Here is a 12,576-nt window from a genome sequence, read left to right as displayed (position 1 = left end):
ATCGTTCAGTAGTAAACTTTATGAGCAATCTTGTAGCTGGAATTATTGCTTATAATTTTCTGCCAAAAAAACCATCACTAAAATATGAAACATTGAAAAATAATCAGTTAGCAATGTTTTATTAATCGAACTCAGGTTAATACCTAATACCAAGATTAAAATACCAATTTTGTTGATTAAATTCTCTCCAATAAATTTTTCTATATCTGGATTTTTCTCTCTGAATGTCTCCAACCAAGATTTTTTCGGAACATAAGGTTTTGGAGGTTCTTGTATATAAGGTTTAGCAATTTCCTCGCTCACTTCACTAGCAATATCTTCTGATGAGAATGCTGCAATGCTAGAAGTTTCTTCCTCAGCATCTACTTCTTTATTTTCTGTAAGTTCTTCAGTAAGTGATTCATCATAATTAGTATTTAATTCCTCCTCATAGTTCTCCTCATGAGGATTATATATTGGCTCTTCAACAGAAGGCTTTTCTTCAACTTTTAATTCTTCTCTAAGCACAGAAATTTCTTCTTGCAAAGTATTTACAGTTGGAAGAGTAGAAGTATTTTGTTTTGAAATTGTGCGCGAAAGTTCATCAATCTTTTTCTTCAAAATATTCATATCGTTCTGATATGTTTTCTGATGATTAGAATTTTTATTAAATAAAATGATGACCAAGATAAGAACGGCTAGAAGCAGTACTATTTCCATATTTGTGTGTTTAGTAACAAATATAGAGAAAAATAAAAAGTTGATAGCTGATTATCAGTGATTATAGATAATTATATTAAATATCACAATAAATAGTGATCTATTTTTGAATAAAATACTTCTTTTATTATTAAAAGTAAAAAAACCGCTCCAACTGAATGGAACGGTTTTTCTTTATATTAAAATTTTAGAATTAAGCTAAAACTTCTTTTACTTTGTTTGCAGCTTCTTCTAAAGTAATCACTGAATGTACTGGAAGACCAGACTCATCAATTAATTGTTTAGCTTCTACAGCGTTTGTACCTTGTAGTCTTACGATCAAAGGAACAGGAAGACTTCCCATTGCTTTGTAAGCATCTACTATACCTTGAGCTACTCTGTCGCATCTAACAATACCTCCAAAAATGTTGATCAAGATTGCTTTTACGTTAGGATCTCTAAGGATAATTCCGAAAGCAGTTTGTACTCTTGCAGCATCTGCAGTACCACCTACGTCCAAGAAGTTAGCTGGGTTACCACCAGATAATTTAATGATATCCATAGTCGCCATAGCAAGACCAGCACCGTTTACCATACAAGCAACGTTACCATCTAACTTCACGAAGTTAAGACCAGCTTCACCAGCTTCTACATCAATAGGATCTTCTTCTCTAGTATCTCTTAGCGCTTCAAGATCTTTGTGACGGAACAATGAGTTACCATCCAAAGTTACTTTTGCATCTACAGCGATAATTTTGTTATCAGAAGTTTTAAGAACTGGGTTGATCTCAAAAAGAGAAGCATCAATTCCTACATATGCGTTATATAATGAAGTAATGAATTTTGTGAATTCTTTGAATGCATTACCTTCTAATCCTAAGTTGAAAGCAATTTTTCTAGCTTGGAATCCTTGTAGACCTAAAGTAGGATCTATCAATTCGTTGTGGATAAGGTGAGGTGTTACTTCTGCAACGTGTTCAATATCCATACCACCTTCTGTAGAGTATACAATAGTGTTTGTACCTTGTGCTCTATCTAATAGGATAGAAACATAAAATTCTTTAGTTTCAGATTCTCCTGGATAATAAACATCTTCTGCGATCAATACAGAATTTACCAATTTACCTTCAGCAGAAGTTTGTGGAGTTACCAATTGCATTCCAAGAATGTTGGTAGCGTTTTCTTTAAGTTTGTCCATGTTTGGAGAAAACTTTACACCGCCTCCTTTACCACGACCACCTGCGTGAATTTGTGCTTTTACAACCCAAGCCTGAGCGCCTGCTTCAGCAGTTAATTTTTCAGCAGCTGCTACAGCTTCGTCTACATTATTGGCAACAAAACCACGTTGTATTGCTACACCGTATTTTGATAAAATCTCTTTTGATTGATACTCGTGAAGATTCATATTATTTTTATTATATTAATTTTATTATTAAAGGTTCACAAATTTAATAAAAAGACCCGTAAATCAAAGTTTATTGACTTAAAATTTAAGTTGGATTTTATACTATTAGCTTTTAACAGCGTTAATGTTGAGTATTTATAACTTAAAAATACAATAGCTATTGACATTTTAAGGGTATTTTTAATTACAATTGCGAAAAACTGAATGAAATTGGTGCCTCGTATTTTGTTTTTTTGGCAATATTATATTTCATTTTTCACAAAATAAAAAATCAGCATCGCCCAACTTACAATCATCATAAGCCCTCCAAGTGGAGTGATTGGACCCAAAAATTTCAGGTTTGCACCCAAATATTGCTGTAAACTTAAAAAGTAAATACTAAAAGAAAATAGGATAGTCCCCAAAATCATGAATATCGAAATCCATTTATCCGATGTATTATCAAATTTCAAAATATATCCCACAATGAGCAAGAAGAAAGCAGAATACATCTGGTAACGTACTCCCGTTTCAAAATTGGTTAATTGTTCTACTGATAATATTTTTTTCAGTGCGTGAGCTCCAAAGGCTCCGAAAATAATAGATAGCATACCATATGCGGCGCCAAAAACTAATGTAAATGTTTTCATTTTTTTTTAATTAAATATCAATTTTATAGGTAAATTGTATTTTTGAACTATATATTCACCTTTTTTTTCTATAGGTTTCAGTCTTTTGTTTAAGCTATAAAGAAGTAGAATCGCATAATTGGTGAATTCTTCGTCATTACCTTGCCCTACAATGTTTTTTATTTTTCCGTCTGAGTCTACTTTAAACGTAAGTAGAGTTTGTTTATTTTCATTTTTTTTCTTAAAATAGGAAGAAATTATTCTAGATTTAACCTCTAGGCTAATTTCTTGATAGGCTTCTATCATCGTTTGGTTAGCATTGGTAGGAAGGTTTACTTCCGAAATTTTTTTTGGTCCAATTATAGGGTTTTCTTTTTCTATTTTCAAAATTAAAAGACGATATAAATTTTTGTATTTTTCTTGGATTATTTTTTCTTCATCTTCAATTTCGTGTGCATTCCTATTTTTATCTGTAACTTGAAATTCTAACGATTTTTTTATTTTTTCTATAGCATTATTTTTGATGTTTTTTTTGAGGAGTAGGGCGTTTTCTATTTCATAATCATTATTTATTTTTTCTAACTCCGCCTTTACATCCGTTTGAGAATAAATGAAAATGCTACAAAAGTGTAAGACGAAAATTGTAATCTGTTTTATCATCTTTTTATTTTATAATTCTTCTAATTCTAGAGTGTAATATTTTTTTGTTTTATAATTTTGCCATGTTCCCAAAATCTTATTTCCCTTTATATCCGCTTCAATATTGGCTTTTGGGATCCATTTTTTCAAATTTTCATCATGATAATCATCTTCGATGATGGATAAATGATCATTGCTAATTTCTCCTCGCCAATTAATGATTTTTTTCTCCTTATCATACCAATAGTCGGCAGAAAATGATCCGTCTTCATTAATGCCATGCACCAACATTGTAATAGGATATTTTTTATCTATACTTCCTTTGAAAATCTTGTTGTCAAAACTCGTTTTTCCCACTGTCTTAGATCCAGACCACAAATTTTTCCCGAAACTACTCAAGTGCTTTTCCAATTCTTTGTGAGAAAAATCAACCACATGACTTCCCAAATCATCTAGCGCTCGCATAGCATGGTTGGAGCATCTTCCTGCTACAAAAATAATTTTATCTTTCTCAAAATAATAGTCTAATCCATCTAATGTATATTCTGTAAAGCAGTTTTCATAGATTGATAAAGCATCTGCATCATTTTCTGTTGAGGTTTTTTCAGATTTCAAAAGTGCAATCTGATCATTAATTTTCTTTACTATTACTTTCTTAATTTTTCTTTCTATTATTTTTTTAGATTCAGGAAGAAATAAATCTATAGCATTAATGAGATTTCCAGTTCTGATATCAAAATTTCTCCATTGAGTAAAAACTTCAGAATATGCACCTGTAGCCTCACCATTGAGCATCAAGCTTAGAATATTTTTCGGAGTTTCTAATTTATTCCATTCATAGAAATACACATAATTGGTGTAGCTATTAGTTGCTGTAATAGCCAATTGAAACGGATTTTTTCTGCTATTTGGGATGGTTTCTAATTCTGAAACTTGCAAATAAAGATTGATCTTTTCTTCTACTTTTTTATCCAAAGGATAGTTTATCATTGGAAAAACCGTATTTTCTGTTTTTGGTGGAAGATCTACAACAGCAAGTTCTTTCTGCTGAGCAAAACAGAAATTAGTAACAACATAAAAGAGTAGTAAACTGTATTTTTTCAAGTGAAATAAGTTTAATTTCTAAATATATTTTAAAACGATTTTCCCTATTAAACTTAGAAAGCCTAAAGCAATAAACATCCAACTCATCTTTTTCGAAGATTGTAGAGCCGGAATTTGAGTTATTTTAAGAAAAATTCCAAACAAGATTAATAAAACGGATAGTATAATCGAAAACATCTTATTGAGCTCTCAATCTATTAAATTCTGTAATTACTTCGTGGTGCGTTACCGTTTTATCTTTGAAGTATGTTACAAAATGTTGTTTCTCTTCTTCAGTAGCGCCCATTTGGTTCAAAATATTAAACAAGTGCATTTTCATATGCCCTTTCTGAATTCCGGTAGTTACCAAAGAACGCAAAGCCCCAAAGTTTTGTGCCAAACCAGAAACCGCCAAAATACTCATCAATTCTTGCGCAGAAGGTTTGCCTAAAAGAGCAAGTGAGAATTTCACCAAAGGATGAAGATTGGTAAGTCCGCCCACAACACCTACAGAAATAGGAAGATCTATCCAAAATCTAAACATTCTATTATCAATGGTACAATGCGTCAATGAAGTGTATTTTCCGTCTCTTGCAGCATACGCGTGTGCACAAGCCTCAGTAGCTCGGAAATCGTTCCCTGTAGCTATTACCACAGCATCTACACCATTCATAATCCCTTTATTGTGCGTAGTTGCTCTGTAAGGTTCTATTTCTGCAATGGTAATTGCTTGTTTAAATTTTCTAGCAAATTCTTCATTAGAAATTCCGCTATCGTCTTTCAGATCTTCTATTTTACAAGATACTTCAGCTCTCACAATACAATCTGGAGTAAAGTTTGAAAGAATATTCATCACAACCTGAAGCGACTCTTTTTCTTCTTGGCTAAAATTTTCTTCTCGTACAACTTCCTCCTTCAAAGTTTTTCCAAACTGTTCTAGACAAGAGTTGATAAAGTTGGCTCCCATAGAATCCACAGTGTCAAAACTTGCTTTTAGTTGGAAATAATTGGGCATTTCTGCCGATTTATCTACCAATTTTATATCTAAAATTCCACCACCACGATTTCTCATGTTTGCAGTGATACTTTCTGTAGCTTCTAGAAGTTTTTTCTTAAGTTTAAAATTAAAAAAATGTTGCAGCTTGTGAGATTCAACATCAATGATAAAATGTGTATGACCCAATTTTTTGGTATTGATAATTGTAGTTTTGAATCCGCCTTTATCGATCCAAAATTTTGCAGCTTTAGATGCCGCTGCCACTACAGAACTTTCTTCTACAGCCATAGGTAGCGCCATTAGTTTTCCATCAATCAGGAAGTTCGGGGCAATTCCGTAAGGCATATAAAAATTGGAAATGGTATTCTCTGAAAATTCATCGTGCAACTTCTGAATGTCAGGGTCATTATTCCAGTATTGTTTTAATATTTCTTCGTACTTTTTATCGTTGGATAGGTATTCGCTTACAAGCCAATCTATCTTTTTTTGTTTGCTAAGTTTAGAAAATCCTTCTACGGGTTGGTGGTTCATAGTGTATCTTTATATGAACCGTAAATATAGTGATTTTGTCTATTAGAATTGTTGATAACTTTCATGCATATTAGAGCAATTTATTTGTTTTTTGGACTTAGTTTTGTATTGTAAATCAAACAATTAATGTCTCTTAAGATAGTTATTTATGAATTTTGATCGATTAAAGGAAAAGTTAGAAATTCTTGCAGATGCCGCTAAATATGATGTTTCTTGCTCATCTAGTGGAGGTTCTAGAAAGAATAAAAAGGGTGCCTTGGGCGATAGTTCTGCAACCGGAATTTGCCATACCTATACAGAAGATGGACGATGCGTTTCTTTACTAAAGATTCTTCTTACCAACCATTGTATTTACGATTGTGCATACTGCGTATCTAGAAGTTCTAATGATATCAAAAGAGCCGCCTTTACTGTGGATGAAGTTGTAGATCTTACGATTAACTTTTACCGTCGAAATTATATTGAGGGATTATTTTTGAGTTCGGGTATCTTCAAAGATGCGGATACCACTATGGAACGTTTGGTAAGAGTTGCTAAAAAACTTCGTCTAGAAGAAAACTTCAATGGTTATATTCATTTGAAATCGATTCCGGGAGCGAGTGATATTTTGATGCAGGAAGCTGCTTTGTATGCTGATAGATTGTCTATTAATATTGAAATTCCAACAGAAAGTGGACTAAAATTATTAGCGCCAGAAAAAAATAGGGAAGATATGCTGAACCCGATGAAGTATATTCAGCACGGAATCACTCAGTATAAAGAAGAAAAGAAAATCTTTAGAAAAGTTCCAAAGTTTGCACCAGCAGGTCAATCTACTCAGATGATTGTGGGAGCAACCAATGAGAACGATTTGCAAATCATCAAAGTAGCAGATCATTTTTATAAAAATTATAATCTAAAGAGAGTGTATTATTCTGGTTATGTTCCCGTTTTGGAGGATACAAGATTACCCGCACTTACCACAGCTGTACCGATGTTGCGAGAAAATAGATTATACCAATCGGATTGGTTGATGCGTTTTTATGGTTTTAAAGCCGAAGAAATTTTAGATCCTAATATGCCATTTTTAGATTTGGAAGTGGATCCTAAATTAAGTTGGGCTTTGCGTCACCTCGATCAATTTCCTGTGAATCTTCAAACGGCAGAATATCAGAAAATTCTTAGAATTCCTGGGATTGGTGTGAAAACAGCTAAGAAAATTGTAAATGCAAGAAGATTTCAAGTGTTGACTATTGAACATCTTAAAAAATTGGGCGCAGCAGTGAATCGTGCTAAATATTTTATTGATTTTAATGCAGGTAATATTCACTTGAGACATTTGACAGATATCAATTTGAAAAAATTATTAATTGGAGGAAGTACCTCAAAATTTGAAAACCAATTTTCTCAACAGCTGACTTTGTTTTAGAGGCTTTTTTAGATTTGAAGATTTTTAGAACTATAGATTTGAAGATTTTATATTAAGACACTAAGACATTAAGACACTAAGACACTAAGACACTAAGACGCTAAAACCCTCAAACCCAAAATCTATCAACCCAAAACATGATTACATTACTTTACGATGGTAGTTTTGAAGGACTTTTTACCGCTATATTTGAAGTTTTCGAGTATAAATATAAAGAGGTGGAAATTATCAGTGAAGCCAATTATCATCAAGAAAATATTTTTGCCGAAATACATGAGGTCATCACTCAAGAAAAAAAATCGGAAAGGGTTCTGAATAAGCTTGAGGAAAATATTGGGAAATCGGGAATAAACGAGTTGGTAAAGGTTTTTTTGTCTGAAGAAAAAGGTTACGAGCAACTCATTTTATCTGCGGTAAAGCAATCTATGCAACATCCAACGCTTAATATTCTCAAAAATTATGCGGATGATGATATTTTGAAGATTTCTAAAATTTCAAAATCTGTAAGTAGAGAAAGACACCGTATGACTGCTTTTGTAAGGTTCGAGAAGATGCAAGATGAGGTTTATTTTGCCAAGATAGATCCAGATTTTAATGTTTTGCCACTGATACGCAAACATTTTGAAGGAAGATATCAAGATCAAAAATGGATGATCTATGATTTGAGAAGAAACTATGGAATTTTGTATGATCTAGAAAGATGTGATTTTTTTTATCCTGAAGAAAAAATAGATTTAAAAAAATACCACGACAAATTTCATGAAGAGGAATACAATTATCAAAAACTTTGGAAGCGTTATTTTTTCAAAACAAATATTGTAGAAAGAAAAAATTTAAAACTTCATATTCAGCACGTTCCAAAAAGATATTGGAAATATCTTACGGAGAAATATTAAATTTTGTATAATTTTTTAAGTTAATTTTTATATGAAGAATCTAAAACAGTTACTTCTACTCAAGATTTGAAAACGGGAGATTTTCTGATTACTCCTGGAAGTCCAGGTCATGTAGTCTTTATTTCTGGGGTTTGTAAGAAGGAAAATGGGGAACAATAATTTTTATATAGTAAGGGTTTTACACCTGCTCAATCTATCCATTTACTATCAAATCCCTACGAGAAAAATATTTCTCCTTGGTATCATTTGGATGTTAAATCATTGACAATCAATACGGCAAGGTATGTGTTTGAGGACGCAGATTTCAAGAAATTTTAATATAATATATTCTTAATAACTTACTATCGTTATCTGAACTTGTTTTTGTAGATTTGTCTACGAAATTTTTTACTAAATGAAAGATAGTGCTGTGAAAAAGATCGCAGTTCTTACTTCTGGAGGGGATTCTCCGGGTATGAACGCGGCATTGAGAGCGGTGGTAAGAACCGCTAATTATTATGGTATCGAATGCTACGGCGTACGAGAGGGCTACAATGGTCTTATACATGATGATTTTCTAAAAATGGGACCTCGATCTGTAAAAAACATAATCAACCAAGGGGGAACTATTCTTAAATCTGCTCGTTCCAAAGAGTTTATGACCAAAGAAGGCCGTCAACAAGCCTATGATAATTGCCTAAAATATGGAATTGACGGCTTGGTGTGTATTGGAGGAGATGGAACGTTTACTGGAGCAAAAATTTTTAATGAAGAATTCGGAATCAAAGTAATTGGTGTTCCAGGGACTATTGATAATGATATTTTCGGGACAGATAATACCATCGGATATGATACCGCGCTAAATACGGCAATGGACGCTATTGATAAGATACGCGATACTGCAACCTCGCACAATAGAGTATTCTTCGTCGAAGTAATGGGTAGGGATGCTGGCTTCATTGCATTGAATAGTGGTCTGGCAACAGGTGCACTGGATATTCTTATACCGGAGAAAAAGGATAGTTTGGATGAATTATTTGCAACTTTCAGAAATGCTGAAAAAACTGGAAAAGCTTCTAGTATAGTGGTGGTAGCAGAAGGAGAAAAACTAGCTAACATTTACGAACTTTCCGAGAAAACCAAAAAAGAGTTTCCAGAATATGATATACGTGTAGCCATATTAGGGCATATACAAAGAGGTGGCTCACCAAGCTGTGCAGATAGGGTATTAGCAAGTAGATTGGGATATGGTGCGGTTGTAGGATTAATGGCTGGAGAAAGCAATGTGATGGCAGGTATGCGTTCTAACGATATGGTGTATACTCCTATTGAAGAAGCTATAAAAAAACATAACGAAATAAATAAAGATCTATTATTGATCTCAGAAATCTTAGCAATCTAATTATTTTATACAATTAAAACAATAAAATTATGTCAACAATCAAAGTAGGTATCAACGGTTTTGGAAGAATTGGTCGTCTTGTATTCAGAGCAATGACTGAGAGAAGTAACATCGAAGTAGTAGGTATCAATGATCTTATCAATGCAGAATACATGGCTTACATGCTAAAATATGACTCTGTACATGGTACTTTCCCAGGTGAGGTTTCGGTAGAAGGTAATGACCTTGTGGTAAACGGTAAAAAAATTAGAGTAACAGCTGAAAAAGATCCAAACAACTTGAAGTGGAACGAAATAGGTGCAGATTACATCGTAGAATCTACTGGTTTGTTCTTATCTAAAGATACTGCACAAGCACACATTAACGCTGGTGCAAAAAAAGTAATTCTTTCTGCTCCTTCTAAAGATGATACGCCAATGTTCGTAATGGGTGTAAACCATATGGAATTGACAGATGATATCAAAATCTTATCTAACGCATCTTGTACTACAAACTGTCTTGCGCCATTAGCAAAGGTAATTCATGATAACTTTGGTATTGAAGAAGGTTTGATGACTACGGTACACGCTACAACAGCAACTCAAAAAACAGTAGACGGACCTTCTATGAAAGATTGGAGAGGTGGTAGAGCTGCTCTTAACAATATTATCCCTTCTTCTACTGGTGCTGCAAAAGCAGTAGGAAAAGTAATTCCTTCTCTTAATGGGAAACTTACAGGTATGTCTTTCAGAGTACCTACAGTAGATGTTTCTGTAGTAGATCTAACAGTAAGATTAGAAAAAGCTACCTCTTATGAAGAAATCTGTGCAGCTATTAAAAAAGCTTCAGAAGGAGAACTAAAAGGAATCTTAGGATATACTGAAGATGCAGTAGTTTCTCAGGACTTCGTAGGAGACAAGAGAACTTCTATCTTCGATAAAGATGCAGGTATTATGTTATCTCCAAAATTTGTAAAACTAGTTTCTTGGTATGACAACGAAATGGGTTACTCTAACAAATTGGTAGATATGTTGATCCACGCTTCTACACTTTCAAAATAATATTTGAGATTTTAAATAATAAAAAATGCCTTCCAAAATTAATTGGGAGGCATTTATTTATAAAAAACTATTCTTAATAATAAGTTTATTTTGAAGAATCTAAAGTTTCTGCATGGGTAATACTAATACTAGTAGGCGTTACCAAAGGAATTTGATCTTTATCTAAGCGTTGTTTTATCTTTTGCAGAGCTTCGCTTTTAATTCTAAACATGTTACTTCCGCTTTCTATCCAAAATTTAGCTTGAATGGTAAAAACCCCTTGTTTTAAACTCGTGAGTATTACATCAGCCGTTTCCAATTTATCTACGTGTTCTAGATTTTTTATCACATCAAAAATTCCCTCTTGTGCTTTTTGGATATCTTCATCAGCAGGGATTTCAAAATCTAAAATAATTTTTCTTTGTGGCGAAGCGGTAATGTTATAAAAGGGAGCATTAAAGATCACCTGGTTTGGAATATAGGCTTTTTTACCATCATCAGTAATCAGTTTTGTGGTAAGAAACCCGATGTCTTGTACAGTACCAGAATGACTTCCGATGGTGATGTAATCGCCTACCTTGAAGGCTTTATCAATCCCAATCAGCATACCTGAAAATATACTAGATACCAAATCCTTTAGGGCAACCCCCGCAATAACCCCGGCAACTCCCAAACTTCCGATGAACTTCCACAAGAAACCACTGAAACCCATAATTTCTAATGCTATGAAAGTTCCCATAATCATGATCAGGAATCTGAAAACACTTATCAGGGTGACGAAGGATCCTGCATTTTGGCTTTTAGGAAAGATTTTGTGTAGTACTTTTACAGAAACCTTACTCAGATATTTGCTCGTGATTAAAAAAAAAGAGAATACAACGATTCCCACAATAAGCTTTGGTGTTAGTTCTGCAAAGGTAAAATACCAATCTTGCAACACTTTATACACTACATCAATATATCCTAAACCTGTCTCTTTCATGATTATTTTAATTATTATTTTATTTTCAAAAAAAAATTTCTATGCAAATATTTTGCCAACTGATAAAAGTCTATTAAATTTGTAGACTAATAAATACAACACATTATGTCTATAAAACTAGGAGATATCGCACCCAATTTTCATGCAGAAACTTCTGTAGGAGATATTAATTTTTATGAGTTCCTAGGAGATTCTTGGGGAATCTTATTCTCACATCCTGCAGACTACACTCCTGTTTGTACCACAGAGCTTGGATATACTTCTAAACTCAAATCTGAGTTCGACAAAAGAGGTACTAAAGTTTTAGCACTTAGTGTAGATGGAGTAGAAGATCATCAAAAGTGGATTGATGACATCAACGAAACTCAGAATACAACGGTACAGTTTCCTATCATTGCAGACAAAGATAAGGAAGTTTCTACGTTATACGATTTTATCCACCCCAATGCTTCTGCCACAGCTACCGTGCGATCCTTATTGATTATAGATCCAGATAAAAGGGTAAGACTTATTATTACGTATCCTGCATCTACAGGTAGAAATTTTAACGAGATTATTCGTGTTCTAGATTCTTTACAATTGGTAGATTCTCATAAAATTGCCACACCTGTCAACTGGCAAGATGGAGATGATGTAATCGTTCCACCATCTATTAGTACAGAAGATGCTAGAGAAATTTTTCCTAAAGGCGTTACAGAGATAAAACCTTACCTACGTTATACACCTCAACCCAATAAGTAGTTTTAATTTTTTTATATATAGTTTAGTTTTTAATGGAAGAAAAGCGGCTCGAAAATATTTTCGAGCGGCTTTTTATATAATATTTTTGAAAAATACTTAGTTTTTCAAGTCGTTTACCACTTGTTTCCCTTTTGAAGTAGGTAAATATATACTAAATCCTACATTGAATGAGATGTTAGAGTTTAAACCTTCATTTCCAAATCCAGAT

General features: G+C 33.2%; 11 protein-coding genes and 2 pseudogenes. 7 read left to right on the top strand and 6 right to left on the bottom strand.

Features of this window, described 5'->3' with window-relative positions; genetic code table 11:
* A pseudogene (locus ACKI42_RS03355) lies at positions 1-125 on the top strand (IS982 family transposase); the annotation flags it as partial.
* A 767-nt stretch (positions 126-892) separates the two neighbouring features.
* Here ACKI42_RS03355 and sucC read toward each other — a convergent pair.
* The 5 genes from sucC to ACKI42_RS03330 all read right to left on the bottom strand — a co-directional run bounded on the left by sucC (position 893) and on the right by ACKI42_RS03330 (position 5,941).
* On the bottom strand, positions 893-2,083 hold the full coding sequence (gene sucC, locus ACKI42_RS03350) for an ADP-forming succinate--CoA ligase subunit beta (RefSeq protein WP_407402446.1): 1,191 nt from the start codon (positions 2,081-2,083) through the stop codon (positions 893-895).
* A 242-nt stretch (positions 2,084-2,325) separates the two neighbouring features.
* Positions 2,326-2,712, bottom strand: a complete 387-nt coding sequence (locus tag ACKI42_RS03345; RefSeq protein WP_407402444.1) for a DUF423 domain-containing protein — start codon at positions 2,710-2,712, stop codon at positions 2,326-2,328.
* Between the two features lie 6 nt (positions 2,713-2,718).
* A complete protein-coding gene (locus ACKI42_RS03340; RefSeq protein ID WP_407402442.1) occupies positions 2,719-3,351 on the bottom strand; it encodes a hypothetical protein in 633 nt (210 codons plus the stop codon).
* A 9-nt stretch (positions 3,352-3,360) separates the two neighbouring features.
* Positions 3,361-4,434 (bottom strand): hypothetical protein, encoded by a 1,074-nt coding sequence (locus ACKI42_RS03335; protein WP_407402440.1) that lies wholly within the window; start codon positions 4,432-4,434, stop codon positions 3,361-3,363.
* Between the two features lie 178 nt (positions 4,435-4,612).
* Positions 4,613-5,941, bottom strand: coding sequence for a hydroxymethylglutaryl-CoA reductase, degradative (locus ACKI42_RS03330; protein ID WP_407402438.1), 1,329 nt, complete (start codon positions 5,939-5,941; stop codon positions 4,613-4,615).
* A gap of 148 nt (positions 5,942-6,089) precedes the next feature.
* Here ACKI42_RS03330 and ACKI42_RS03325 point away from each other — a divergent pair, with 148 nt between their 5' ends.
* The 5 genes and pseudogenes from ACKI42_RS03325 to gap all read left to right on the top strand — a co-directional run bounded on the left by ACKI42_RS03325 (position 6,090) and on the right by gap (position 10,666).
* Positions 6,090-7,349: a putative DNA modification/repair radical SAM protein gene (locus ACKI42_RS03325; protein WP_407402436.1), complete on the top strand. Its 1,260-nt coding sequence runs from the start codon at positions 6,090-6,092 to the stop codon at positions 7,347-7,349.
* A 137-nt stretch (positions 7,350-7,486) separates the two neighbouring features.
* Positions 7,487-8,245, top strand: coding sequence for a TIGR03915 family putative DNA repair protein (locus ACKI42_RS03320; protein WP_407402434.1), 759 nt, complete (start codon positions 7,487-7,489; stop codon positions 8,243-8,245).
* 171 nt (positions 8,246-8,416) lie between these two features.
* Positions 8,417-8,563 (top strand): annotated as a pseudogene (locus ACKI42_RS03315) (DUF4846 domain-containing protein); the annotation flags it as partial.
* A 76-nt stretch (positions 8,564-8,639) separates the two neighbouring features.
* Complete coding sequence (gene pfkA, locus ACKI42_RS03310) at positions 8,640-9,626, top strand: 6-phosphofructokinase (RefSeq protein ID WP_407402432.1); 987 nt, start codon at positions 8,640-8,642, stop codon at positions 9,624-9,626.
* Positions 9,627-9,655: 29 nt separating this feature from the next.
* The gene (gap, locus tag ACKI42_RS03305) at positions 9,656-10,666 is read left to right on the top strand and encodes a type I glyceraldehyde-3-phosphate dehydrogenase (RefSeq protein WP_407402430.1); all 1,011 of its coding nucleotides are present in this window, start codon (positions 9,656-9,658) and stop codon (positions 10,664-10,666) included.
* Between the two features lie 85 nt (positions 10,667-10,751).
* On the opposite strand, the gene ACKI42_RS03300 is transcribed toward gap, so the two are convergent.
* The gene (locus ACKI42_RS03300; protein WP_407402428.1) at positions 10,752-11,627 is read right to left on the bottom strand and encodes a mechanosensitive ion channel family protein; all 876 of its coding nucleotides are present in this window, start codon (positions 11,625-11,627) and stop codon (positions 10,752-10,754) included.
* Positions 11,628-11,732: 105 nt separating this feature from the next.
* Here ACKI42_RS03300 and ACKI42_RS03295 point away from each other — a divergent pair, with 105 nt between their 5' ends.
* Complete coding sequence (locus tag ACKI42_RS03295) at positions 11,733-12,368, top strand: peroxiredoxin (protein WP_407402426.1); 636 nt, start codon at positions 11,733-11,735, stop codon at positions 12,366-12,368.
* The last annotated feature ends 208 nt before the right edge of the window (positions 12,369-12,576 follow it).

This window comes from Chryseobacterium sp. (assembly GCF_045629545.1).
Classification (GTDB): domain Bacteria; phylum Bacteroidota; class Bacteroidia; order Flavobacteriales; family Weeksellaceae; genus Chryseobacterium.
Note: the sequence above shows the minus strand (reverse complement) of the source record. Positions and strands in the feature narration are given on the sequence as shown.

What these genes read in the sequence shown, in the direction of transcription:
- ACKI42_RS03320 (WP_407402434.1), top strand. Translation starts at nt 7,487, where the DNA reads ATGATTACATTACTTTACGATGGTAGTTTTGAAGGACTTTTTACCGCT.
- ACKI42_RS03295 (WP_407402426.1), top strand. Translation starts at nt 11,733, where the DNA reads ATGTCTATAAAACTAGGAGATATCGCACCCAATTTTCATGCAGAAACT.
- pfkA (WP_407402432.1), top strand. Translation starts at nt 8,640, where the DNA reads ATGAAAGATAGTGCTGTGAAAAAGATCGCAGTTCTTACTTCTGGAGGG.
- ACKI42_RS03340 (WP_407402442.1), bottom strand. Translation starts at nt 3,351, where the DNA reads ATGATAAAACAGATTACAATTTTCGTCTTACACTTTTGTAGCATTTTC.
- ACKI42_RS03345 (WP_407402444.1), bottom strand. Translation starts at nt 2,712, where the DNA reads ATGAAAACATTTACATTAGTTTTTGGCGCCGCATATGGTATGCTATCT.
- sucC (WP_407402446.1), bottom strand. Translation starts at nt 2,083, where the DNA reads ATGAATCTTCACGAGTATCAATCAAAAGAGATTTTATCAAAATACGGT.
- ACKI42_RS03325 (WP_407402436.1), top strand. Translation starts at nt 6,090, where the DNA reads ATGAATTTTGATCGATTAAAGGAAAAGTTAGAAATTCTTGCAGATGCC.
- ACKI42_RS03300 (WP_407402428.1), bottom strand. Translation starts at nt 11,627, where the DNA reads ATGAAAGAGACAGGTTTAGGATATATTGATGTAGTGTATAAAGTGTTG.
- ACKI42_RS03330 (WP_407402438.1), bottom strand. Translation starts at nt 5,941, where the DNA reads ATGAACCACCAACCCGTAGAAGGATTTTCTAAACTTAGCAAACAAAAA.
- gap (WP_407402430.1), top strand. Translation starts at nt 9,656, where the DNA reads ATGTCAACAATCAAAGTAGGTATCAACGGTTTTGGAAGAATTGGTCGT.